Here is a 24,093-nt window from a genome sequence, read left to right on the forward strand (position 1 = left end):
TCGGGAAGTGCAAGTCGTGCCGGCCGACCTCACTCCACTTCCCGTGCGCTCGCGGCGGCCACCGCGTCCGCGATCGCCGTGCCTTCGAGGGACTCCGCTTCCACGTCGTCGACCTCGGGCAGGAAGGGGGCCAGCTCCGGCAGTTCGTCCAGGCCGCGCAGCCCCATCCGTTCCAGGAAGTAGCTCGTCGTCCGATACAGGATCGCACCTGTTTCGGGCTCGGTCCCGGTCTCTTCCACCAGGCCTCGCTGTACCAGGGTACGCATCACGCCGTCACAGTTCACACCGCGTACCGCCGAGACGCGGGATCTGGACACCGGCTGACGGTAGGCGACCACCGCCAATGTCTCCAGCGCGGCCTGGGTCAGCCGGGCCTGCTGGCCGTCCAGCACGAAGCGGTCCACGGCGGCGGAGCACTCCGCGCGGCTGTAGTAGCGCCAGCCGCCGGCCACCAGGCGCAACTCGAAGCCGCGGCCCTGGGCGGTGTACTCGGCGGCGAGCTCGCGCAGCGCGGCGGCCACCTCGGCCCTGGGGTGCTCCAGCACGTCCGCCAGCCGGGCCTCCGGGATCGGCTCGTCGGCCACCATCAGGACGGCCTCCAGACCGGGCCTGAGGGCCACCTCGGCGGTCCCTAGCTGCTCCGCGGGCTCCACCGAAGGCTCGGGCTCGGGCAGCGCCTCCGGCGAGGCCGCCGGCTCCGGCACCAGCACCTCCGGCTCGCCGGCGTGGGCCGGCTCCAGCCACTCGTCCTCGCGCACCTGCCCCGGCAGCCCGAGGCTGCGCCGCACCGGCCGCTGCTCGCTCACCGCTTCTTCTCCCTCTCCTGGCCGGCGTCCTCGCCCGGGGGCCGGTCGAACTCGTCGGTCACCTCGATCGCCGCCCGGTCCGCCTCGGCCACCCAACGGACCATCAGCGAGCCCAGCGGCTCCGGCTGGTCGAAGTCCAGCGCGCGCTCCCGGTAGAGCTCCAGCAGCGCCAGGAACCGGGCCACCACGACCAGCGAGCCGTCCGCGTCGGCCACCAGCTCGGCGAACGTGGCGGCACCGCGCGCCGCCAGCAGCTCCGCCACCAGCTGGGCCTGCTCCCGCACGCTCACCGGCGGGGTGTGGATGTGGTCCACGTACACGACCGGCTTGGGCTTGGGCGTCATCGCCTTCGCGGCCAGCTGGGCGAACCGCTCCAGCCCGACGTGGATCACCACCTCGGGCAGCAGTTCGGCGTGCTGCGGCTCCAGGCCGACGGTGCGCGGGTGGCGGCGGGCCTCGTCGGCCCAGCGCTGCTCGAACACCGCGGCCACCCGCTTGTACGCCCGGTACTGCAGCAGCCGGGCGAAGAGCAGGTCGCGGGCCTCCAGCAGGGCGAGGTCCTCCTCGTCCTCGACCTCGGCGGCGGGCAGCAGGCGGGCCGCCTTCAGGTCGAGCAGGGTGGCCGCGACCACCAGGAACTCGGTCGCCTGGTCCAGGTCCCAGTCCGGCCCCATCGCCCGGATGTGCGCCATGAACTCGTCGGTGACCCGGGAGAGCGCGACCTCGGTGACGTCCAGCTTGTGCTTGGCGATCAGCGAGAGCAGCAGGTCGAACGGACCCTCGAAATTGGCCAGCCGGACGGTGAAACCGGCGCGCGGCTGTTCGGCGGCGGCTTCGGAAGCGTCCTGGTCAGGGGCGGTGCTGGGCATGGCGGTCCATCTTCACACGCCCACCGCCCGGTCGAGCCGCTACGCGCTCAGCGGCCGCGCAACCTTCGCACCAGGATGCTGGCCTCACCGCGCTGCTCCAGGTCGGCCAGCACGACGGCGATCGCCTCGCGCACCACCCGGCCGCGGTCCACCGCCAGCCCGTGCTCGCCGCGGAGCACCAGGCGGGCGTGCTCCAGGTCCATCAGCTCCTCGGCGGAGACGTACACGGTGATCTTCTCGTCGTGCCGTTCCCGCCCGCTGGGGCGGCGCGGCGCCCGGGTGCGCGGGCGGCGCCGCAGGTTGCCGTCGGCCTCCTCCGGACCGGGGGCGGCGGCCGGCGGGCCGGCCTGGGCCGTCCGGGCCGCCGGGGCGGCGGCGCTCTCCGCGGTCCGGCCGCCGGGCACCCTCCCCCAGCCTTCGGCCGGGGGGACCCCCTTGCCGGGGGCGGCGGCGGGTCCGGCGGTGGTGCCGGCCGAGGGAGCGTCAGCCGAGGCGGCGTCAGGCTGCTGGGCACCGCTGCCGTCCGCCGGCTCGGCGGCGTTCTGACGGCTTGCCAGGGAGGGCGAGAGCGCCATCCCCCCGGTGGTGCGGAACAGCTCGTCGGCCCCCGGGAGGCTCACTCGACGGGGCGGCACCGGTCGAGCACCTCCCTGGCGAGCTGGCGGTAGGCGGCGGCGCCCACCGAGTTGGTGGCGTAGGTGGTGATCGGCTCGCCGGCCACCGTGGTCTCCGGGAACCTGACGGTCCGCCCGATCACGGTATGGAAGACGTGCTCGCCGAAGGCCTCGACCACCCGGGCCAGCACCTCGCGGGAGTGCACGGTCCGCGAGTCGTACATGGTGGCCAGGATGCCGTCCAGCCGCAGGTCGGGGTTGAGCCGCTCGCAGACCTTCTCGATCGTCTCGGTGAGCAGCGCCACCCCGCGCAGCGCAAAGAACTCGCACTCCAGCGGCACGATCACGCTGTGCGCGGCGGTCAGCGCGTTGACCGTCAGCAGGCCCAGCGAGGGCTGGCAGTCGATGATGACGAAGTCGTAGTCCGGCAGCAGCGGCTTGAGCGCGCGGGCCAGCGCGGACTCCCGGGCCACCTCGCTGACCAGCTGCACCTCGGCGGCCGACAGGTCGATGTTGGAGGGCAGCAGGTCCATGCCGGGCACGGCGGTCTTCAGCAGCACCTCATCGGCCGTCAGGCCCCGCTCCATCAGCAGGTTGTAGACCGTGACGTCGAGCTCCATCGGGTTGACGCCCAGACCCACCGAGAGCGCGCCCTGCGGGTCGAAGTCGACCAGCAGGACCCGGCGGCCGTACTCGGCCAGCGCGGCGCCCAGGTTGATGGTGGAGGTCGTCTTGCCGACGCCGCCCTTCTGGTTGCACATCGCGATGATCTGCGCGGGGCCGTGCTCGGCCAGCGGCGCGGGGATCGGGAAGTACGGCTGCGGGCGGCCGGTGGGGCCGATCCGCTCGCGGCGCTGCCGGGCCGCGTCGGGGGCCAGGGTGGCGGCGTACTCCGGGTCGGGTTCGTACTCCGCGTCCGGGTCGTCGTAGGAGCCGTAGGCGAAGTCGCTGTAGCCGAGCTGCTGGGCCGACAGGTCGGCTTCGTAGACGTGGGTGTGCGCGGCGGCCTGCCGGGCCTCGAAGGTCCGGACGGCGACGGTGCCGATCTCCTCGGCGCCTACGGTGGAACGGGCGGCCCCGGTGTCGTCGGTCGGCTGTCCGGAGCCGTGCTCCGCCAGACCAGGCTGACCACCCCCGGGAGCAAATGTCGACTCATTCACAAGTCGTCTTACCTCCTTGGGCATCCAGGGCATTATGTCGATTCGTCAGCCTGACACCATGCCGACGGTTTGCGACTCTAGGCCGTTCCGGGCGTTCGCAGCAACACAATCCACGGTAGTGGAGTCGATGTGTCGGCCATCCGACCGGGTTCTGTCAAGAGGTGGGTGACCCGACTCACGGTGGATTGACGCACGCCGAGGCCCCCGACCGGCTGCTGCCGATCGGGGGCCTGCGACGGGTGCGCGCAGCACTGGGAGCTGACGCGCGCGGAGCTGAGGGCTCGTCAGGCGAGCACGTTCTCCAGGGAGACGGACGGCAGGCCGAAGGCCTCGGCGACCGCCGGGAAGGTGATCTGGCCCTCGTGCACGTTGAGGCCCTTGGCCAGCGCGGCATCCCGGCGCAGCGCCTCCTTCCAGCCCCGGTTCGCCAGCTCGACCACGTAGGGCAGGGTGGCGTTGGTCAGCGCGTAGGTGGAGGTGTTCGGCACCGCACCCGGCATGTTGGCCACGCAGTAGAAGACCGAGTTGTGGACCTGGAAGGTCGGCTCGGCGTGCGTAGTGGGGTGCGAGTCCTCGAAGCAGCCGCCCTGGTCGATCGCGATGTCGACCAGCACCGAGCCCGGCTTCATCCGGGAGACCAGCTCGTTGGTGACCAGCTTGGGGGCCTTGGCGCCCGGGATCAGCACGGCGCCGATCACCAGGTCGGCCTCGATGACGGCCTTCTCCAGCTCGAAGGAGTTGGACATGATGGCCTTGATCTTGGTGCCGAAGATCTTGTCGGCCTCGCGCAGCTTGTTGATGTCGCGGTCCAGCAGGGTCACCTCGTAGCCCATGCCGATCGCGATGGTGGCCGCGTGCCAGCCGGAGACGCCGCCGCCGATGACCACGGCCTTGGCCGGGTGGGTGCCGGGCACGCCGCCCGGCAGGACGCCGCGGCCGCCGGCCGGGCGCATCAGGTGGTAGGAGCCGACCTGCGGGGCCAGCCGGCCCGCGACCTCGGACATCGGGGCGAGCAGCGGCAGCGCGCCGTTGGCGGTCTGCACGGTCTCGTAGGCGATCGCGGTGGTGCCGGAGGCGACCAGCGCGTCGGTGCCGGCCCGGTCGGCCGCCAGGTGCAGGTAGGTGAAGAGGGTCTGGCCCTTGCGCAGGCGGTGGTACTCCTGCGCGATCGGCTCCTTGACCTTGAGCAGCAGGTCGGCGGTGGCCCACACCTCGTCGGCGGTGCCGAGGATGGTGGCACCGGCGGCCACGTACTCCTCGTTCGGGATCGAGGAGCCGATGCCGGCACCGTCCTCGATGTAGACCTCGTGGCCGTTGCGGACCAGCTCATGCACGCCGGCGGGCGTGATGGCCACGCGGTACTCGTGGTTCTTGACCTCGCGGGGGATGCCGACCTTGGTCACGGTTAAACACGTCCCTCTTGCCATGGGAGCCCCGACCGGAAGGAAGACCGGCGGGGGGCCGCACGGGCATGCCTCCGGCAAGGGCACGGCCCGGCCGGGGCACGCTTCACTGCGCGACCAATGTCGAGTGTAATGAAGGACAGCGCATCCGTCAGCCTTCCAATCTGAATAAATCTCTTGAGCTCATTGGCAGATTCGTAGGCTTCCCATCGGATCTTCCTGGCAAACTCTGGCAGATCGGGCAAATCTCCCATAGTGCACAAGGGTCACGGGAGGAGCTTCGCAGGTCAGGCCCGGTCGACGGGGCGGGGCCGACCGGTTCGCCCCCGGCTCAGGACGCCGACAGCCGGTTCAGCGCCCGGCCGACCGCGCCGGCCCCGCGTTCGTCGCCGAGCCGGCGCAGCAGGCCGAGCGCCGAGCGGTACTCCCGGACCGCCTCGTCGAACCGCCGCTGGGCGGCGTGCGCCTCGGCCAGCCGGGTCAGCAGCCTGGCCTGGCCGGCCCCGTCGCCGAGCCCCTGGCGCAGCGCCAGCGCCCGCCCGTAGGCGTCGGCGGCGCGCACCGCCTCACCGAGCGCCCTCCTGCACTCCCCCACACCTTCGAGCGCGCGTGCCGCCGCGGCGTCGTCCCGCGGCTGCCGGGTGTGCGCCACCGCCGCCTGGTAGTGCTCCGCCGCCACCGCCCACTCACCGGCCGCGGCCCGCAGGTCCCCCAGGTTGAGCAGCGCGGCCGCGGCCCGGCGCGGCGCGCCCTGGCGCTCGGCCAGCGCCAGCACCAGCGCGTGCAGCCGGTGCGCCTCACCCGCCGGCAGCCCGTGCTCGGCGGCCAGCGGCAGGGTCCGCAGCAGGGCGCCGACCAGCCGCCCCACCGATCCGTCCAGGTCCGCCCGGGCCAGCGCCTGCTCGGCGGCGGCCAGCAGCCACTCGCACTCCTCGGCCAGCCAGCGCCGGGCGTGCTCCGCGCTGCGCAACCGCAGCGGCCCGGGCAGCGGGTCGGGCGCCGGCACCGCCGGGTCGAGCAGCGCCCGCGCCGAGTCGGTGAGCCGGATCAGCCGCTCCAGCAGCCGGGCCCGGGCCAACTGCACGGCGGCCGGGCGGTCGTGCTCCTCGCGCAACGCCAGCAGCCGGGCGAAGTGCCGCCCGGGCAGCCGGTAGCGGGCGGTGCCGTCGGCCGCCGGATCGGCCTGGTCCAGCAGCTCCTGCTCGGCCAGCGCGTGCAGGACGGCGACCGCCTCGGGGGCCGGGCAGCCGGCCAGCGCGGAGGCCGTGCGCGGATCGACCCGGCCGCCGGGGGCCAGGGTGAGCATCCGCAGCATCCGGGCCTGCGCCACCGGCAGCGCGCGGTAGCGCAGCAGCAGTGCGGCGGCCAGCGGATCGGCCGCCCCCTCGACCGCGCGCAGCGCCACCGCCGCCTCCGGCACCGCCGCCTTGGGGTGCGCCCGCAGCCAGCCGGCCATCAGCCGCAGCGGGGCCGGCCGCTCGGCGCAGGCCTCGCCGAGTTCGGCGGCGGCCACCGGGTCGCAGCCGATCCGGGTGCCGCCGACCAGCGCGGTGAGCAGCTCGACAGCGGCCGCCTCGTCCAGCCCGCGCAGGATCACCGGGTCCACCGGGAAGCGGTCGGCCAGCGCGGTGAGCGGGCCCGCCGAGACCGCGAGCACCAGGCAGCGCGGCTCCTCGGGCAGCAGCGGGGCCAGGTGCTCGGCGTCCGGCACGTCGTCCAGCAGCAGCAGGGTGTCCCGGCCGGTGAGCGCGGCGCGCAGTTCGGCGCAGGCCGGGTCGGCCGCCCCGGGCCCGGCCGGCGGCAGCGCCCGGGTGCTCCGGCCGAGCAGGGCGAGCAGCCGGCGGGCCACCGCGCCGGGGGCGTGCGGGGTGCCGTCGGGGTCGGCGAGGTGGGCGGTCAGCAGCTGCCGGCCGCCCAGTTCGGTGCGGGCGAACCGCCGGGCCAGCGCGGTGCGGCCGGCGCCGGGCCGGCCGACCACCAGCAGCACCCGGCAGCCGCGGCCGGTCGCGGGGGCGCGCAGCTGGGCGGTGAGTGCGGCGAGTTCCGCGCTCCGCCCGGCGAACGGTTCGGGCCCGGCCCCCTGCACGGGGGCAGGCCGAGCGTCCATCGTCGCCGTCTTCCTCGCCACCAGTGCCACTCCCGACCCAGTCGCCAGCTTCCCGTGTGCGAAGCGTAGTTCGCGGCGGGCCGGGTGCCGAGGGGACACCGGTATGACCAGGTGTCGAATCACCCGCCCGGCGGCGGGCGGCCGCTACGCGCCGAACGGGCGGGCCGGCCAGGGCGCGTCGGCCGGGCGCAGCCCGTCGGGGCCGGCGCCGGCCAGCGCGGCGCTCAGCGCCAGCACGCCGCTGACCAGGGTGGGGTTGTGCAGCTCGCCGGCCAGCACCAGCTCGACCAGTTCGGCCAGCGGCACCCGGGCGGTCTCGATCTCCAGCTCCTCGCCGTGCGCGTCGAACCGCTCGCCCTCGGCCTCGCCCAGTTCGGTGGCCAGGAAGATCCGCACCGCCTCGTCGCTGCCGCCGGGCGAGGTGTAGAAGTCCACCAGCACCCGCCAGTGGCCCGCCTTGCAGTAGGCCTCCTCGAAGAGCTCGCGCTGCGCGGCGTGCAGCGGGTTCTCGCCCGGCACGTCGAGCACGCCGGCCGGCAGCTCCCACAGCCGCTGGCGCACCGGGTGCCGGTACTGGCGCACCAGCAGCACCCGGCGCTCCTCGTCCAGCGCCAGCACGGCCACCGAGCCGGGGTGGGTCTGGTAGTCCCGGCGGGCGTAGGAGCCGTCCGGCATCCGCACCTCGTCCGAGCTGACCCCGGTGAGCCGCCCCTGGAACGGCCGCTCGGCGGACCGCACCTCCCACTCTTCCGCCACGTCCTTGACCATGTGTCAGCTCTCCCCTTCTCGTCAGTACGACACAATCTAACGCCGAACGGCGGCCGCCCGGGGTACCGGGCAGCCGCCGTTCGATGAACACGCGGTCCTACTGGGCGTCGGTCTTGATCTTGATGGCCGCCGCCACCAGACCCGCGAAGAGCGGGTGCGGGCGGGTCGGGCGCGACTTCAGCTCCGGGTGCGCCTGGGTGGCGACCAGGTAGGGGTGCACCTCGCGCGGGTACTCGACGTACTCCACCAGGTCGCCCTTGGGCGAGAGGCCGGAGAACTGCAGCCCGGTCTTCTCCAGGTCGGCCCGGTAGGCGTTGTTGACCTCGTAGCGGTGGCGGTGGCGCTCCTCGACGTACTGCTCGCCCGCGTAGACCTCGCGGACGATCGAGCCCTCGGCCAGCTTGGCCGGGTAGAGGCCGAGCCGCATGGTGCCGCCCAGGTCGCCCTTGCCGTCCACGATCGCCAGTTGCTCCGCCATGGTGGAGATCACCGGGAACTTGGTGGTGGGGTCGAACTCGGTGGAGTTGGCCTCCGGCAGGCCGGCCAGGTTGCGGGCCGACTCGATGACCACGCACTGCAGGCCCAGGCACAGGCCGAGCAGCGGGATCTTGTTCTCCCGGGCGTAGGTGATCGCGCCGACCTTGCCGTTCACGCCGCGGTCGCCGAAGCCGCCGGGGATGCAGATCGCGTCCACGTCGCCGAGCTGCTCGCGGGCGCCCTCGGGGGTCTCGCACTCGTCCGAGGTGACCCACTTGATCTCGACCCGGGCGTTGTTGGCGAAGCCGCCGGCCCGCAGCGCCTCGGTCACCGAGAGGTAGGCGTCCGGCAGGTCGATGTACTTGCCGACCAGCGCGACCTTGACGATGTGCTGGGGCTCGTGAACCCGGCGCAGCAGGTCGTCCCAGGTGGTCCAGTCCACGTCCCGGAACGGCAGGTCGAGCCGGCGCACCACGTAGGCGTCCAGGCCCTCGCCGTGCAGCACCTTGGGGATGTCGTAGATCGACTTGGCGTCGATGGCCGCGACCACGGCCTCCTCGTCCACGTCGCACATCAGCGAGATCTTGCGCTTGATCGCCTGCGGCACCTCGCGGTCGGCGCGCAGCACCACCGCGTCCGGCTGGATGCCGATGTTGCGCAGCGCGGCCACCGAGTGCTGGGTGGGCTTGGTCTTCAGCTCGCCGGACGGGCCGATGTAGGGCAGCAGCGAGACGTGCACGAAGAACACGTTGTCCCGGCCGACCTCGTGCCGCACCTGGCGGACGGCCTCCAGGAACGGCAGCGACTCGATGTCGCCGACGGTGCCGCCGACCTCGGTGATCACCACGTCCACGTCCTCGGTCGCCATCCGGCGGATCCGGGACTTGATCTCGTTGGTGATGTGCGGGATGACCTGGACGGTGTCGCCCAGGTACTCGCCGCGCCGCTCCTTGGCGATCACCGTCGAGTACACCTGGCCGGTGGTCACGTTGGCCGAGCCGTGCAGGTTGGTGTCGAGGAAGCGCTCGTAGTGACCGATGTCCAGGTCGGTCTCGGCGCCGTCGTCGGTGACGAACACCTCGCCGTGCTGGAACGGGTTCATGGTGCCGGGGTCGACGTTCAGGTAGGGGTCGAGCTTCTGCATCGTCACCCGCAGGCCGCGCGCCTTGAGCAGGGCACCGAGGCTGGAGGCGGTGAGCCCCTTGCCGAGCGAGGAGGCGACACCCCCGGTGACGAAGAGGTGCTTGGTCGTCACGGCGCGGCCGTGTGCCGCCTTGCCGGAATGGGGCTGTGCCAAGAGGGGGCTCCCGTGGTTCGCGTGTCGATGCTGACGCTGGTGGATGCGGACGCCTTCGATTTCCGCCGGCCGTAACCGGGGTCGTCAGTCAGCAGGTCCGGGGCGGTTGATCCCACCAGTCCACGGGGTACCAGGGTATCAGCGAGGTGAACGGCACGCGGTCACACACCTCCGCACTGACCCGCCCGGGTGATGTGGAGGGGGTGTGGGGGGCCGATCGGATCAGTCCGCACTGGCCCGGAATGATCACCGCCGGATGCCCCGTCCACCAGGCGTCCTCACCCGGCTGAGCTACTTTCGCGGCGAGACCGTGAGCAGACGGCCGTACCTGATCGTTTCCGGGTGCTGAGCCCCGTTCCGTCGTCGTATCCTGCACGGACGCATCGCCGACAGCAGAGCAACGCAGAGGACCCGGGGACCGGACGACACCCCGTGGTCCCCGCTGCGCGACCGGACTCCCCCGCACCACCAGTTCCCCGCAGTGCCCAGGCCCAGGAGCCCCGACCGGCTCCGCGCGGCCGGTTCCCGACCACCGCCACCAGCGGACACCGGGGACCCCCGGTCCGGGCCCGCGTCAACCCCGGCTCCGCAGAATCCGCTCCCGCCCCGGTCGGCGACCGCCGAGCACTACCGCGAACTGGAGATTCACGTGGCCGGCCGTATCGAGGACTACGCACTCATCGGGGACATGCAGACCGCCGCCCTGGTCAGCAGAGACGGGGCGGTGGACTGGCTGTGCCTGCCCCGCTTCGACTCCCCCGCCGTCTTCGCGGGCCTGCTCGGCACCGATGAACACGGGTTCTGGCGGATCGGCCCGGCCGAGGCCGCCCCGGTGGGCCCGGTGTCCATCGCGCCCGCGCCGCGCGCCCCCTTCACCGATGCGGGTGAACTCAAGGTGCCGCCGATCAGCGCCGCCGCCCCCGCCGTGCCCGCCGACCGGCGCCGGTACCGGGACGACTCGCTGATCCTGGAACAGGAGTGGGACACCCCCCGCGGCACCGTTCGGGTGATCGACTTCATGCCGCCGCGGCACCTGAGCGAGCAGGAGCCGGTGCCGCAGATGATCCGGATCGTGGAGGGCGTCAGCGGCCGGGTCCGGATGCGCTCGGCCCTGCGGATGCGGTTCAGCTACGGCAAGGTCGTGCCCTGGGTGCACCGGGTCGAGGAGCCCGACGGCGGCCACCGCACGGTCGCCGTGGCCGGCCCCGACTCGGTCTGGCTGGACGGCGCGGCGGAGACGTACGGCCGCGACCTGACCACCTACGCCGACTTCACCGTCTCGGCCGGCGAGAAGGTCACCTTCGCGCTCACCTGGCAGCACTCCCACCTGGCCCCGCCGGAGGCCCCGGACCCGGAGGGCTCGCTCGCGCTGACCGAGGAGTTCTGGCGGGACTGGGTCGCCCAGTGCACCTACCAGGGCCCCTACCGGGACCCCGTGGTCCGCTCGCTGATCACCCTGAAGGCGCTCACCTACGCCCCCACCGGCGGGATCGTGGCCGCGCCCACCACCTCGCTGCCCGAGGACATCGGCGGCGAGCGCAACTGGGACTACCGGTACACCTGGCTGCGGGACGCCGCGATCACCCTCTCCTCGCTGCTGCGCACCGGCTACCGGGAGGAGGCCCGGGCCTGGCGCGAGTGGCTGCTGCGCGCGGTGGCCGGCGACCCGGAGAACCTGCAGATCATGTACTCGATCACCGGGCAGCGCGAGCTGAACGAGTCGGTGCTCGACTGGCTGCCCGGCTACGAGGGCTCCTCCCCGGTCCGGGTCGGCAACGGCGCGGCCGGCCAACTCCAGCTGGACGTCTACGGCGAGGTGGTCGAGGCGCTCTACCTGGCCCAGATGACCGGCCTGTCCCGCAGCGACCACGCCCACCTGCTGCAGCTGCGGCTGATCAGCTACCTGGAGGAGCACTGGAAGGCCCCCGACGAGGGGATCTGGGAGGTGCGCGGGCCGCGCCGGCACTTCGTGCACTCCAAGGTGATGGCCTGGGTCGCGGTGGACCGCACCATCAAGCTGATCGAGCAGACCGAGACCGAGGGCCCGCTGGAGCGCTGGCGGGCGCTGCGCGACGAGATCCACGCGGACGTCTGCGAGAAGGGCTACGACCCGGAGCGCAACACCTTCACCCAGTACTACGGCGGCCGCGAGCTCGACGCCTCGCTGCTGCTGATCCCGCAGGTCGGCTTCCTGCCGCCGGACGACAAGCGGGTGATCGGCACCATCGAGGCGATCCAGCGCGAACTCTCCACCGAGGACGGCTTCGTGCTGCGCTACCCGACCCACGACGAGGTCCAGGGCCACACCACCAAGAACGTCGACGGGCTGTCGGGCCACGAGGGCGCGTTCCTCGCCTGCTCGTTCTGGCTGGCCGACGACCTGGCGATGATCGGGCGGGTCGCCGAGGCGCGGGACCTGTTCGAGCGGCTGCTGGCGCTGCGCAACGACCTCGGGCTGCTCGCCGAGGAGTGGGACCCCCGGCTCAAGCGGCAGGTCGGCAACTTCCCGCAGGCCTTCAGCCACGTGCCGCTGATCGACACCGCGCTGCGGCTGACCGCCTGCGGCGCGGCCTACCTGGCGCCGCAGGGCCAGCCGGCCGGCCAGCCGGTGCGCCTGCCGGTCTGAGCGCGACCTGACCGCGGCCGGGTCCGCCGACCGGCGGGCCCGGCTCAGGCGTGTTGCACCAGCTCGTCGTAGGTGCTGAGCACCTGGGCGACCGTGGCGGCCTCGTCCGGCCAGGTCTCGGCCTGCGCCGGGCCGGCCTTCGACAGCGCCGCCAGCCGCTGCGGGTCGGCCAGCAGCGCGCGCACCGCGCCGCCGAGCGCCGCCGGGTCGCCGGCCGGCACCAGCACCGCGGCGTCCCCGACCAGTTCCGGGATGCCACCGACCGCCGCCGCCACCAGCGGCACCCCGGCCCGCAGCGCCTCCTGGGCGACCGCCGAGCGGGCCTCCCAGCGGCTGCTGATCACCACCGCGTCGGCCGCGGCCAGCAGCTCCGGCACGTCGGTGCGGTGGCCGAGCAGGCGCACCGGGAGCTGCTCGGCGGCGATCCGCTCGCGCAGCTCGGCCGCCTCCGGGCCGTCCCCGGCGAGCAGCACCAGCGGCACCGGGCCGGGCCCGCCGAGCAGCTCCCGGGAGGCCTCCAGCAGCTGGCCGAAGCCCTTGTGCGGCACCAGCCGGCCGATCGCCAGCACCAGCGGGCGGCCCGACTCGCCGGGGCCCAGCAGCGCGGCCCTGGCCTGCTCGTGGGAGAGCTCGCCCGGGGCCAGCGGCGGTGCCGCCACCGGGCCGAGCCGGGCGTCGGTGGCGCCCAGTTCGCGGGCCCGGGCGACCAGGTCGGAGGAGGCGCCGAGCACCAGGTCGGCGGCCCGCGCGACCCGACGCTCCATCAGCCGCTGCAGCCGACGCTCCAGGCCGGTGGCGAGCAGCGCGTGATGGAACGTCACCACCAGCGGCGTCTGCGGACGCAGGCCGGGGAGCCGGCCGGCGGTGCGCAGCGCCAGGTCGGAGAGCAGGCCGGCCCGCAGGCCGTGCGCGTGCACCAGGTCGGCTCCGGTGAAGGCGCGGCGCAGCTCGCCGATCGCGGTGGCGTCGCTGCGCGCCCCGGACGTGGCGGTGATCTCCACCGGGTGGAAGACCGCTCCGGTGCGGGAGAAGCCGAAGAGCCGGTCCGAGTCGGCGGGCGCGCACAGCGTCACCTTGACGCCGTGCGCGGTCAGGCCCTGGGCCAGCGACCGCACATGGGCGCCGATCCCGCCGCTGCCGGCCGACAGCACCAGCACCACGTGCAGCTGACCCGTCTCCCGGTCAACCGCTCCGCTCCTGACGGAGGAAAGGTCCACGTCGTCTCGCTCCGACTCGCTGTGTTGAGGACCCGTTGGATGAGGGTCCGGTCGCCACCATGCCAGGTGCCGAGTGCTCTTGGACAGTCGGCACCACGGGAGGCCTCAGGCCTCCCTGGGGGCCCGGGCCGAGGCCAGCAGCTCCTCCGCGTGCGCGCGGCCCAGCTCGGAGTCCTCCAGACCGGCCAGCATCCGGGAGAGCTCGCGCACCCGCTCCTCGTCGGTCAGCGTCTTGACGCCGCTCCGGGTCACGGTGCCGTCGTTGGTCTTCTCCACCACCAGGTGCCGGTCGGCGAAGGCGGCGACCTGGGGCAGGTGGGTGACCACCACGACCTGGGCGCTGCGGGCCAGCTTGGCCAGCCGCCGGCCGATCTCCACCGCGGCCTTGCCGCCGACGCCCGCGTCCACCTCGTCGAAGAGGTAGGTGGGCACCGGGTCGGCGCCGGCGAAGACCACCTCGACGGCGAGCATCACCCGGGACAGCTCACCGCCCGAGGCGCCCTTGGCGATCGGGCGGGGCGAGGCGCCCGGGTGCGGGGCGAGCAGCACCTCGACCTCGTCCACGCCGTGCGCGCCGAAGGCGACGGTGCGGCCGTCAAGCTCAAGGCCCGCCGGGTCGTCCAACCGGGTGAGGTCGAAGGTGACCCGGGCGTGCGGCATGGCGAGCTCGGTGAGCTCCGCGGAGACCGCCTCGGCGAACTTGCCCGCCGCGGCCTGCCGGGCGGCCGACACCTCGGCGGCCAGCCCGGCCAGCTCGGCGCGCAGCCGGGTGTGCTCCTCGGCCAGCTCCCCGATCCGGTCGTCGTCGCCGTCCAGCTCGGCCAGCCGCAGGGCGCCCTGCTCGGCCCAGGCGACCACCTCGGCGGTGCCCCCCTCGGCGGAGCCGTACTTGCGGATCAGCTGGGCCAGCACCGCGCGCCGCTCCTCGACCACGGCGAGCCGGGCCGGGTCGGCGTCCAGGTCGTCCGCGTAGAGCGCCAGGTCGCCGGCCACGTCGGCGAGCAGGTAGCCGACCTCGGTGAGCCGGTCGGCCAGCGCGGCCAGCCGCTCGTCGTGGCCGCGCACCGACTCCAGCGCACGGCGGGCCTGGCCGAGCAGGGTGCCGGCGTCCACCAGGTCGGGGTCGCTCGGGTCGCCGGCCAGTGCGGCGTGCGCCAGCGCGGCGGAGGAGGAGAGCGCGTCGGCGTGGCCGAGCCGCTCCGCCTCGGCGGCCAGCTCGACCTCCTCGCCGGCCACCGGCTCGGCGGCGGCCACCTCGTCCAGGCCGAACCGGAGCAGGTCGGCCTCCTGGGCGCGCTCGCGGGCCCGGGTGGTCAGCTCCTCCAGGGTGTCGGCCACCTCGCGCAGCCGGCGGTGCACGGTGCGGTAGCGGGCCAGCGGCTCGGCCACCGACTGGCCGGCGTAGCGGTCCAGCGCGCCGCGCTGGCGGGCGGGGCGCAGCAGCCGCTGCTGGTCGCTCTGGCCGTGCACGGCGATCAGGTCCTCGCCGAGCTCGGCCAGCAGGCCGACCGGCACGGAGCGGCCGCCGACGTGCGCCCGGGAGCGGCCCTCGGCGGAGACGGTGCGGCTGATCAGCAGCGCGCCGTCGTCCAGCTCGGCGCCGGCCTCCGCGGCCCGGGCGGCGGCCGGCGAGCCGGCGGGCAGGTCGAGCCGGCCCTCCACCACGGCGCGTTCGGCACCGCCGCGGACCAGGCCGGGGTCGGCCCGGCCGCCGAGCAGCAGGCCGAGGCTGGTCACCACCATGGTCTTGCCCGCGCCGGTCTCGCCGGTCACGACGGTGAACCCGGGGGCCAGTTCCACCACCGCATCGTCGATGACGCCCAGATCCCGTATCCGCATCTCGTCCAACACGGAGACGACCTTACGAGAAGGCGGACCCGCAGCGCGACGAAGGACAACCTCTCGCCGCGAAGTTCATTCGTTCCGGGTGCGGGCCGGAGCCGGCGTGAACACCCGGAGGAAGAACTGTGCCAGCGGGCCGACGGTCAGCGCGTAGGCCACGGTGCCCAGGCCCGCGGTGCCGCCGAGCAGGATGCCGGTGGCCAGCACCGTCAGTTCGATGCCGGTGCGCAGCAGGCGCAGCGAGCGGCCCGTGCGCCGGTGCAGGCCGGTCATCAGGCCGTCGCGCGGGCCCGCGCCGAGCCCGGCGCCGATGTAGAGGCCGGTGGCCATGCCGTTCAGCAGCAGGCCGGCGACCAGCAGGCCGGCCCGGGCGGGCAGTCCGGCCGGGGTCGGCAGCAGGGCCAGCGTGCCGTCCATCGCCACGCCGAGCAGCAGCACGTTGCCGATCGTGCCGATGCCCGGCCGCTGCCGCAGCGGGATCCAGAGCAGCAGCACCAGCAGGCCCACCGCGAGGACGGTCGCGCCCAGGTCCAGGTGCAGCAGGTCCGCGACGCCCTGGTTGAGCACCGACCACGGCGCCTGGCCCAGGCCCGCCCGGTAGAGGACGGCCATGCTGGCGCCGTAGAGCAGCAGGCCGGCGAGGAGCTGGGGCAGCCGCCGGGGCAGTTCGGAACGGTCGGTGGGCAGCGCGAAGATCGCCATCTGGGGCTCCTTGGCTCCTTCTGACTCTTGGTCGTCTTGAGCGTCTTGGTCGTGGGCCGGTGCAGGCCGCTCTGCCATCATGGGAAGTCCACATGCCGCTGCGACAGGGCCAATCAGAGTGAGGTGGACTGGTCGTCATGACCGAGTGGCAGAGCACCATCGCCCCGCCGGCGCTCGCCCGGCTGCTCCGCACCGCCCGCCGCAACGGCCCCGAGCGCCCCGCCTACCGGGCCCTGGCCGGGCAACTGCGGCTGCTGGTCGCCGAGGGCCGGCTCCCCGTCGGCACCCGTCTGCCCGCCGAACGCGAACTCGCCGGCGCCCTCACGCTCAGCCGCACCACCATCGCCGCCGCCTACGAGGACCTGCGGGAGACCGGCTTCCTGCACAGCCGGCGCGGCGCCGGCAGCTGGACGGCACTGCCCGACGGCTGCCGCCCGCCCGCCGACGCGCTCTTCCCGCTGCCGCCCGGCGACGACGGCCGGCTGGTCGACCTCGGCGTCGCCTCCCCCACCGCCCCGCAGCCCCTGTTCGGCGAGGCCGCCGCCCGCGCCGTCGAACAGCTGCCCGCCTACACCAACGGGCACGGCCACTACCCGAGCGGCCTGCCGGTGCTGCGCGAGACCGTGGCCCGCCGCTTCACCGACCGCGGACTGCCCACCACCCCCGACCAGATCCTGGTCACCAGCGGCGCGATGAGCGCCCTCGACCTGCTCTTCCACACCCTGCTGCGCCCCGGCGAGCGGGCCGCCGTCGAGTCCCCCGGCTACGCGCACGCACTCGGCGCGCTGCGCCGCGCCGGCGCCCGGCTGGTCGCCGTGCCGCAGCAGCGCGACACCCCGCAGGCGCTGCCCCGCTGGGACCTGGCCGAGTGGCGCCAGGTGCTGCACGGCGCCGCGCCCCGGCTCGGCTACGTCGTCCCCGACTTCCACAACCCGACCGGCGCGCTGATCGACGAGGCGCAGCGCCGCGAACTGCTCGCCGCCGCCCGCGCCGCCGGCACCCTGCTGGTGGTGGACGAGACCATGGCCGAACTGGCCTGGAACGTGCCCGCCGACTCGCTGCCCCGCCCGGTCGCCGCGCTGGACCGCGACGCCCAGGTGGTCACCGTCGGCTCGGCCAGCAAGCTCGCCTGGGGCGGCCTGCGGGTCGGCTGGCTGCGCGCGGCGCCCGCGCTGGTGCGCCGGCTGGCCGCCGAGCGGCTGCGCCGCGACCACGGCACGCCGGTGCTGGAGCAGCTGATCTGCGCCCAGCTGCTCGGCGAGCGGGTGGACGAGCTGCGCGAGCTGCGGCTCGCCGAACTGCGGGCCGCCGCCGGGGCGCTGCTGCCCGCGCTGCGCGAGCGGCTGCCGCACTGGCGCTTCGCCGAGCCGGCCGGCGGGATCACCCTCTGGCTGGACACCGGCGGGCTCTCCGGCGCGGCACTGGCCCGGGCCGGCGAACGCACCGGGGTGCGGGTGGCGGCCGGCTCGCTGTTCGGGGTGGACGGTGCCTTCGAGGGCTACGTCCGGCTGCCGCTCACCGTGCCGCCGGCCGCGGCCGAGCGGACCGTCGAGCGGCTGGCCGCCACCGCCGAGCTGGCCCTGCGGGACGGCGGCTGGGCGGCCGGCGGCCCGGGCGAGGCGGCGGCGCCGGCCTTCTGAGGCGCCGTGGGCGTTCGTGGGGCCGACGGTCCGTCAGCCCCACGACCCGTCAGCAGTTGCCGGTGCGCCCGCGCCAGCCGGTCACCGGCAGCGCGAACTTCGCCACCAGCCGGTCGGTGAACGGCGCCCGGTGCAGGCGGGCCAGCCGCACCGGCACCTGCCCGCGCCGCACCTCCACCCGGGCCCCGGCCGGCAGCTCGAAGGAGCGCCGCCCGTCGCACCAGAGCACCCCGTGCGGGGTCTTCGGCATGACCTCCACGGCCAGCACCGAGTCCGGCGAGGTGACCAGCGGACGGGCGAACAGCGCGTGCGCGCTGATCGGCACCATCAGCAGCGCCTCCACCTCCGGCCAGACCACCGGGCCGCCGCCGGAGAAGGCGTAGGCGGTGGAACCGGTCGGGGTGGAGAGCACCACGCCGTCGCAGCCGAAGTTGGAGACCGGGCGGCCGTCCACCTCGGTGACCACTTCGAGCATCCGCTCCCGGGAGGCCTTCTCCACCGAGGCCTCGTTCAGCGCCCAGTCCTGGTGCACCACGTCGCCGTTGGTGCGCACCAGCACGTCCAGGGTGAGCCGCTCCTCGACCTCGTAGGTGCGGTCCACCACCCGCTCGACCACCACGGCCAGGTCGTCCCGCTCCGCCTCGGCCAGGAAACCGACCCGGCCCAGGTTGATGCCGAGCATCGGCAGCCCGCTGTCCCGGGCCAGCTCGGCGCCGCGCAGCAGGGTGCCGTCGCCGCCGGCCACCAGGATCAGCTCGCAGCCCTCCGCGGCGTGCGGCCCGGCCGACACCGTCTCGACCCCCTCGGGGAGGTCGAGGTCGACCGCCTCGGCCTCCAGCAGCCTGATCTTCAGCCCGGCCTTGAGCAGGCCCTGCACCAGCTGCTCGACGCTGCGCAGCGCGGTCTCACGGCCGGTGTGCGCGATCAGGAAGACCGTACGTGCTTCGCTCAACTGCCCTCTCCCTACGTCCACCGGGTCCCCCCTCTCGGCCCCCTGCCGCACCAGAACGGCAGCTTATCCAGGGCCAGTCCGGCTACTTCGGTCCCTCGGCCACCGCCCGGTCCGCCTCGGCCGGATCGAGCGGGCCGGCATCGCGCCGCAGCCACAGGAAGTACTCGACATTACCCGAAGGACCCGGCAGCGGGCTGGCCGTGACCGCCCGGACGCCCAGTCCCAACTCCCAGGCCTGCCCCGCCACCTGACGGACCATCTCGGCCCGCAGCTGGGGGCTGCGGACCACTCCGCCGCTGCCCAGGCGCTCCTTGCCGATCTCGAACTGCGGCTTCACCATCAGCACCAGGTCGGCGTCCGGGGCCGCGCAGGAGGCCAGCGCCGGGAGCACCAGGCCCAGCGAGATGAACGACAGGTCGCCGACCACCAGGTCCACCGGCTCGCCGCCGATCAGCTCCGGGGTGAGCTCGCGGACGTTGGTGCGGTCCATCACCACCACCCGGTCGTCGCTCTGCAGCGACCAGGCCAGCTGGCCGTAGCCGACGTCCACCGCCAGCACCCGGGCCGCGCCGGTCCGCAGCAGCACGTCGGTGAAACCGCCGGTGGAGGCGCCCGCGTCCAGCGCCCGGCGGCCCTCGACCACCAGGCCCTGCGGGACGAACGCCTGGAACGCCCCGGCCAGCTTGTGGCCGCCGCGGGAGACGTAGTCCGGGTCGTTGTCGTCCTTGGCGACCACCACGGCCGCCGAGGTCTCCACCTGGGTGGCCGGCTTGGTCGCCACGGTGCCGCCGACGCTCACCCGCCCGGCGGCGATCAGCTCGCTGGCGTGCTCGCGCGAACGGGCCAGGTTGCGGCGGACCAGTTCGGCGTCGAGTCGGCGTCGTGCCACTGCCACGGGTGGTTCAGCTCCTAAGCGTGCTCGTCCAGCGAGGTGAGGATCGTGTTCAACCTCTGCTGCACATTTTCGTACACCGCCGGGTGTTCGACGGTCGGGACCCCGTCGAGCCGCTCCAGACCGGCCAGCTCGGCGTCCACCTCGGGGTGGCCGGTGGGCTCGAACGGCACGCCCAGCGGCTCCGGCTCGGGGGCCCAGAGCAGCGGGGTCGCGGCGGGGACGGACTCGGTACCGGGGTGCTCAGACATCCTGCTCCCCCGGCTGCTTCGGGGTGCGCTTGCGCGGGGCGGCCTTGCGGACGGCGCCCTCCGCGCCGCCCGCGGTCGTCTTCTTCGCGGCGGTGGCCTTCTTCGCGGGGGCCGCCGTCTTCTTGACCGCGGTCTTCTTCACGGCCGTCTTCTTCACGGCCGTCTTCTTCGCAGCGCTCTTCTTGGCGGCGGGCTTCTCGGCAGCGGCCTTCCTGGCCGCGGTCTTCCGGGCCGGCTCCACCACCGCCACCGGCACCTCGAAGGCCGACTCCGCACCCCGCCCGCGCACCGGCTCGGGCTCCGGCTCCGGCTCCGGCTCGGGCTCCGGCTCGGCCGCCCAGTCCGCCCCGAACAACCCGTCAGCCCGGGCCGCCGGCGCGGGTTCCGGCTCCGGCTCCGCCTGCCGCGGGACCGCCGTGCCGCCCAGGTCCTCCAGCGAACGGAGCTTGCCCTCCAGGTACTCCAGGACGACGCCGACCTTCACCACCTGGTCGCCGAGCTTGCCGACCCGCTCGACCGCCTTCTCCGCCTCCGCCCTGGCCAGGCCGACGGCGAGGTCGATGCCGCCCCGGGAGACGGTCACCACCTCCTGGGCCAGCGTGCTCACCGTGCGCTCCGCCGCCACCACGTCCACACCGGCCTTGTCGAGCAGCCCGGCGGCCGTCACCACGACCCGCTTGCCGGCCTCCTCCGCCAAGCCGGCGGCCAGGTCCACACACTGCCGAATCGTCTGCCGCATTCCCGCTGCCTCCTCCACGGACCGTTGCCCGGTCATGACGCTACCCCCTGACCCGGTTGCCGCGCGGCACCGATCCCGTGGGTTAGCGTGACCTGGCCGCCCGGACCAGAGAGAGCGAGACCATGGCCGACCCCGAGCAGTGCCGCGCCGCACTGGAGAAGCTCAGCAGCAACCTGGCCGGCGCCGACGGCAAGGTGCGCGGCGCCGCCGCCCTGGACCGGTCGCTGAGCTGCTGGTTGACCGATCTCGACCTGACCTTCACCGGCAACCTGCGGGACGGCCGGATCACCGACGTGGTGCAGTCCCCGGGCGCCCCGGACGGCAAGGCGGCGATCCGGCTCACCATGACCAGCGACGACCTGGTCGCGCTGGTCGGCGGCGGCCTGAACTTCGCCAAGGCCTGGGCCGCCGGGCGGGTCAGGCTGGAGGCGGGGATCCGCGACCTGCTGCGACTGCGCGCCCTGCTCTGACCCGGACCGCCCGGGACGCCGGCGGCTAGAAGCCCAGCTCGGCCAGCGCCTTGCGCCCGTCGGCCGGCTCGCCGCCGCGGTCCAGCGCCGCCCAGGCCGCCGCGCAGAGCGCCCGCAGCCCGTCGTAACGGTCGTCGCCGGTGCCGCCGAGCCGCAGCTCGCCGTCGACCACCCGGGCCTGCCGGCCACGGCACTCGAAGCCGCCGTCCGGCAGCGCGGCCACCTCGGGGTGCGCCTGGAGCAGGCCGCGCAGGTCGGCGGCCAGGTAGGTCGGGCGGTGCTCGGCCGGGGCGGCGAACAGCTGGGCCGGGGTGGTCACGCCGGTGAAGACCAGCAGGCTGTCCACCCCGCCGTTGAACGCGCCCTCGATGTCGGTGTCCAGCCGGTCGCCGACCACCAGCGGCCGCACGGCGCCGGTGCGCAGCACGGTCTCCCGGTGCATCGGCGGCAGCGGCTTGCCCGCCACCTCGGGGGTGACGCCGGTGGCGGCGCTGACTGCCGCCACCAGGGTGCCGTTGCCCGGGGCCACGCCGCGCGCGGTCGGGATCGACAGGTCCAGGTTGGACGCCACCCAGGGCAGTCCGGCCTGCACCGCGTACGCGGCCTCGGCGAGCCGCTCCCAGCCCACCGACGGGTCGAAGCCCTGCACCACCGCCGCCGGGCCGTCCGCCATCCGCTCGACGGCCACCAGGCCGCGCTCGGCCAGCGCCTCGACCAGGCCCGCGCCGCCGATCACCAGCACCTTGGCGCCGGCCGGCACCTTCTCGGCGACCAGCCGGGCGGCGGCCTGCGCGGAGTTGATCACGTCGCCCGGCTGCGCGGGCACGCCCAGCTCGGTCAGGTGCTCGGCCACCACCCGGGGCGGCCGGGAGGCGTTGTTGGTCACGTAGGCGAGCCGCATTCCGCCGGCCCGGGCCTGGTCCAGCGCCTCGACCGCGTGGTCGATCGCCGCCGGACCCGCGTACACCACGCCGTCCAGGTCGAGCAGCGCGGTGTCGTAGGCGGCGGCCAGCGGCTGGGCGCTGGCGGCGGGCAGCTGAGCGGTCGTCATGCCTGGTCATCCTCGTCGGTCGGGTCGTCGGGGGCGGTCGAGTCCCCGGGCTGCTGGGGCACGAAGCCCGGTGCCCCGGGCAGCAGCGGGCCGTAGGCGCCGGCCCGGGCCGCCAGGGTGGCCCGGGACTGCCGCAGCGCCCGGCGGTAGCGGTCGTCCTTGGGCCGCATCGCCACCGCCAGTGCCAGGTGCTCCACCGAGGCCTCGAAGTCGCCCAGCCGGGCGGCCGTGACGCCCCAGCCGAACTGAGCGTAGTCGTCCGCCGGATCCGCCTGGGCGACGGCCCGGAAGTTCTCCAGCGCCGAGGCGTAGGCGCCCGCGTCGAACTGCGCCCGGGCCAGCGACTCGCGGATCCGCTTGGAGTCCGGCTCGGCCGCGGCCGCCCTGGCCAGCAGCTGTTCGGCCGCCGCCGGATGCCCCTCGGCGAGCAGCTGCTCACCGCGCCGGAACCACTCGTAGACGTCGCCGGCGGGTCGGCCCTCGTCCGTCACCGGCCCTTCGCCCGCCCCGCCGCCGGCCTGCCCCTGTCCAGCACTCATGCCCGCCCTCGTTCCGTTCCGTGGACGACGGATTCTTCGTCAAGGTCTGGGAACAACCTCTGTCCCCGATACCCTTCCCAGATTGACCAGCTCCACCGCGCAGCGGAGTGGACACCTCGTGCACCTGGAACCCCCGGCGCCACGGCACCACCGCGGCACCGGACCGACTGAGTCTCCACCGGCCGACCGGCCGGACACCCTCGGGAGAGATTGATGAGTGGACCGAACCGCGGACCCGAGCCCGCCGCCGGTGGCCCCGGCGACCCCGGGCACGTCGCCACCGCCGGGCTGTCGCTCTCGCCGTTCCGCGGCCTGCGGTACGTGCCGGAGCGGGTGGGCGGCCTGGCCGCCGTCACCTCGCCGCCGTACGACGTGGTGGACCCGCACCGCCGGATCGGCCTGGAGACGTCCGACCCGCACAACGTGGTCCGGCTCATCCTGCCGCGCCCCGAGCCGGACGACACCGGCGAGCGCCCCGACCGGGACACCCGCTACCGGCACGCCGCCCGGCTGCTGGCCGCCTGGCGGCGCGAGGGCGTGCTGGCCCCGGACCCGCGCCCGGCGATCTACGTGTACGAGCAGCTCACCGCCGCCGACAGCCCGAGCGGCGAGCTGCTGCAGCGCGGCCTGATCGGCGCGCTCGCGGTCAGCGGCAGCGAGGTCGGCGTGGTGCTGCCGCACGAGGACGTGATGCCCCGGCCGGTCGCCGACCGGGTCGGCCTGATGCGCACCACCCGGGCCAACCTGGAGCCGCTGCTGCTCACCTACCGGGGCAAGGGCGGTGCGTCCGGGGTGATCGAGCGCGCCGTGACCGGGGAGCCGCTGTTCACCACCACCACCTCGGACGGCACCCGGCACCGGCTCTGGGCGGTCACCGAGCCGGCCGAGCTGGCCGAGATCGGCCGCGACCTGGCCACCTGCCGGGCGCTGATCGCGGACGGGCACCACCGCTGGGAGATGTACCTGCGGCTGCAGCGCGAGCACCGCCACCTGCCGTTCAGCCCGTGGGACCGGGGCATGGTGCTGCTGGTGGACACCGCCCGCTACCCGCTGCGGGTGCGGGCCATCCACCGGGTGCTCTACCGGCTGCCCCCGGAGCAGGCGGTGGCGGCGCTCAAGCAGGAGCAGGACGGCTGGCAGCTGCGCCGGCTGGCCGGCGACCTGTCCGAGGCGCTGGCCGAGCTGGCGGCGGCCAAGGGGCAGGGCGGCAACGCCTTCGTGCTGACCGGCGGCACCGGCGACCGGTTCCTGCTGACCGGGCCCGACCGGGCCCTGCTGGACGCGACGGTCACCCGGGACAAGCCCGAGGAGTGGCGCCACCTGGACGCGACCGTGCTGCACGAGGTGCTGCTGGAGCACGTCTGGCGGGTGCCGGACCGCGCCGAGGAGATCGGCTACCTGCACACGGCCGCCGCCGCGGAGCGCGAGGCCGCGCGGGCCGGCGGCACGGCGGTGCTGCTGCACCCGGTGGACGAGGGCGTGGTGCGCCGGCTGGCCGAGCAGGGCGTGACCATGCCGCGCAAGTCCACCTCGTTCGGCCCGAAGCCGGCCACCGGGCTGGTGCTGCGCAGTCTCGACCTGGGCTGAGCGCCCGGGCGCGAACGCAGAACGGGGTGGCCCCCGACCCGCGTGCGGCGGGTCGGGGGCCACCCCGTTTCAAGCTGACCGGTC

Annotated in this window: 20 protein-coding genes and 1 pseudogene; 4 read left to right on the top strand and 17 right to left on the bottom strand. The window is 74.6% G+C overall.

What is annotated here, in order from left to right; translation table 11 throughout:
• Positions 1-29 precede the first annotated feature (29 nt).
• The 8 genes and pseudogenes from scpB to FHX73_RS04820 all read right to left on the bottom strand — a co-directional run bounded on the left by scpB (position 30) and on the right by FHX73_RS04820 (position 9,459).
• Entirely contained in the window at positions 30-587 is a 558-nt protein-coding gene (gene scpB / locus FHX73_RS04785; protein WP_145908065.1) for an SMC-Scp complex subunit ScpB, read from the bottom strand.
• Between the two features lie 215 nt (positions 588-802).
• Positions 803-1,672, bottom strand: a pseudogene (locus tag FHX73_RS04790) (segregation and condensation protein A); the annotation flags it as partial.
• Positions 1,673-1,722: 50 nt separating this feature from the next.
• Entirely contained in the window at positions 1,723-2,250 is a 528-nt protein-coding gene (locus FHX73_RS04795; RefSeq protein WP_425461431.1) for a hypothetical protein, read from the bottom strand.
• Between the two features lie 41 nt (positions 2,251-2,291).
• Entirely contained in the window at positions 2,292-3,449 is a 1,158-nt protein-coding gene (locus FHX73_RS04800) for a ParA family protein (RefSeq protein ID WP_344571208.1), read from the bottom strand.
• A gap of 284 nt (positions 3,450-3,733) precedes the next feature.
• Positions 3,734-4,852 (bottom strand): alanine dehydrogenase, encoded by a 1,119-nt coding sequence (gene ald, locus FHX73_RS04805; RefSeq protein WP_425461361.1) that lies wholly within the window; start codon positions 4,850-4,852, stop codon positions 3,734-3,736.
• A 331-nt stretch (positions 4,853-5,183) separates the two neighbouring features.
• A complete protein-coding gene (locus FHX73_RS04810; protein ID WP_145903505.1) occupies positions 5,184-6,959 on the bottom strand; it encodes a tetratricopeptide repeat protein in 1,776 nt (591 codons plus the stop codon).
• Between the two features lie 144 nt (positions 6,960-7,103).
• The gene (locus FHX73_RS04815) at positions 7,104-7,727 is read right to left on the bottom strand and encodes an NUDIX domain-containing protein (protein ID WP_145903508.1); all 624 of its coding nucleotides are present in this window, start codon (positions 7,725-7,727) and stop codon (positions 7,104-7,106) included.
• 97 nt (positions 7,728-7,824) lie between these two features.
• The gene (locus FHX73_RS04820; RefSeq protein ID WP_145903510.1) at positions 7,825-9,459 is read right to left on the bottom strand and encodes a CTP synthase; all 1,635 of its coding nucleotides are present in this window, start codon (positions 9,457-9,459) and stop codon (positions 7,825-7,827) included.
• A gap of 691 nt (positions 9,460-10,150) precedes the next feature.
• Between FHX73_RS04820 and FHX73_RS04825 the strand changes: the two genes are divergently transcribed.
• A complete protein-coding gene (locus tag FHX73_RS04825; protein WP_145903512.1) occupies positions 10,151-12,127 on the top strand; it encodes a glycoside hydrolase family 15 protein in 1,977 nt (658 codons plus the stop codon).
• 44 nt (positions 12,128-12,171) lie between these two features.
• Here the strand turns inward: FHX73_RS04825 and FHX73_RS04830 are convergent, their stop codons facing one another.
• From FHX73_RS04830 to yczE, 3 genes are all read right to left on the bottom strand, one after another.
• Positions 12,172-13,344 carry a glycosyltransferase family 4 protein gene (locus FHX73_RS04830; protein WP_145903514.1) on the bottom strand — a complete coding sequence of 391 codons (1,173 nt, stop codon included), beginning with the start codon at positions 13,342-13,344 and terminating at the stop codon, positions 12,172-12,174.
• A 105-nt stretch (positions 13,345-13,449) separates the two neighbouring features.
• A complete protein-coding gene (gene recN / locus FHX73_RS04835; RefSeq protein ID WP_145908068.1) occupies positions 13,450-15,183 on the bottom strand; it encodes a DNA repair protein RecN in 1,734 nt (577 codons plus the stop codon).
• A gap of 75 nt (positions 15,184-15,258) precedes the next feature.
• On the bottom strand, positions 15,259-15,888 hold the full coding sequence (yczE, locus tag FHX73_RS04840; RefSeq protein WP_145903516.1) for a membrane protein YczE: 630 nt from the start codon (positions 15,886-15,888) through the stop codon (positions 15,259-15,261).
• Positions 15,889-16,025: 137 nt separating this feature from the next.
• Between yczE and yczR the strand changes: the two genes are divergently transcribed.
• Positions 16,026-17,528, top strand: coding sequence for a MocR-like transcription factor YczR (gene yczR / locus FHX73_RS04845; protein ID WP_145903518.1), 1,503 nt, complete (start codon positions 16,026-16,028; stop codon positions 17,526-17,528).
• Positions 17,529-17,577: 49 nt separating this feature from the next.
• Here yczR and FHX73_RS04850 read toward each other — a convergent pair whose 3' ends face one another.
• The 4 genes from FHX73_RS04850 to FHX73_RS45505 all read right to left on the bottom strand — a co-directional run bounded on the left by FHX73_RS04850 (position 17,578) and on the right by FHX73_RS45505 (position 20,362).
• On the bottom strand, positions 17,578-18,480 hold the full coding sequence (locus tag FHX73_RS04850) for an NAD kinase (RefSeq protein ID WP_145903520.1): 903 nt from the start codon (positions 18,478-18,480) through the stop codon (positions 17,578-17,580).
• Positions 18,481-18,562: 82 nt separating this feature from the next.
• Positions 18,563-19,369, bottom strand: coding sequence for a TlyA family RNA methyltransferase (locus FHX73_RS04855; protein ID WP_145908069.1), 807 nt, complete (start codon positions 19,367-19,369; stop codon positions 18,563-18,565).
• Positions 19,370-19,389: 20 nt separating this feature from the next.
• On the bottom strand, positions 19,390-19,623 hold the full coding sequence (locus FHX73_RS04860; RefSeq protein WP_246213354.1) for a hypothetical protein: 234 nt from the start codon (positions 19,621-19,623) through the stop codon (positions 19,390-19,392).
• Complete coding sequence (locus tag FHX73_RS45505) at positions 19,616-20,362, bottom strand: hypothetical protein (RefSeq protein ID WP_211786142.1); 747 nt, start codon at positions 20,360-20,362, stop codon at positions 19,616-19,618. The genes FHX73_RS04860 and FHX73_RS45505 overlap by 8 nt, the downstream gene beginning before the upstream one ends.
• Positions 20,363-20,484: 122 nt before the next feature.
• On the opposite strand from FHX73_RS45505, the gene FHX73_RS04870 reads away from it, so the two are divergent.
• A complete protein-coding gene (locus FHX73_RS04870; protein ID WP_145903522.1) occupies positions 20,485-20,832 on the top strand; it encodes an SCP2 sterol-binding domain-containing protein in 348 nt (115 codons plus the stop codon).
• A gap of 25 nt (positions 20,833-20,857) precedes the next feature.
• On the opposite strand, the gene FHX73_RS04875 is transcribed toward FHX73_RS04870, so the two are convergent.
• Together FHX73_RS04875 and FHX73_RS04880 are read right to left on the bottom strand one after the other, a co-directional pair.
• Positions 20,858-21,883, bottom strand: coding sequence for an HAD-IIA family hydrolase (locus FHX73_RS04875; RefSeq protein WP_145903524.1), 1,026 nt, complete (start codon positions 21,881-21,883; stop codon positions 20,858-20,860).
• The gene (locus tag FHX73_RS04880; protein WP_145903526.1) at positions 21,880-22,422 is read right to left on the bottom strand and encodes a tetratricopeptide repeat protein; all 543 of its coding nucleotides are present in this window, start codon (positions 22,420-22,422) and stop codon (positions 21,880-21,882) included. The genes FHX73_RS04875 and FHX73_RS04880 overlap by 4 nt, the downstream gene beginning before the upstream one ends.
• A 213-nt stretch (positions 22,423-22,635) precedes the next feature.
• Here FHX73_RS04880 and FHX73_RS04885 point away from each other — a divergent pair, with 213 nt between their 5' ends.
• Positions 22,636-24,009 (top strand): DUF1015 family protein, encoded by a 1,374-nt coding sequence (locus tag FHX73_RS04885; protein ID WP_145903528.1) that lies wholly within the window; start codon positions 22,636-22,638, stop codon positions 24,007-24,009.
• Positions 24,010-24,093 lie beyond the last annotated feature (84 nt).

The sequence above is a fragment of the Kitasatospora viridis genome (genome assembly GCF_007829815.1).
In the GTDB taxonomy this organism is placed as follows: Bacteria; Actinomycetota; Actinomycetes; order Streptomycetales; family Streptomycetaceae; genus Kitasatospora; species Kitasatospora viridis.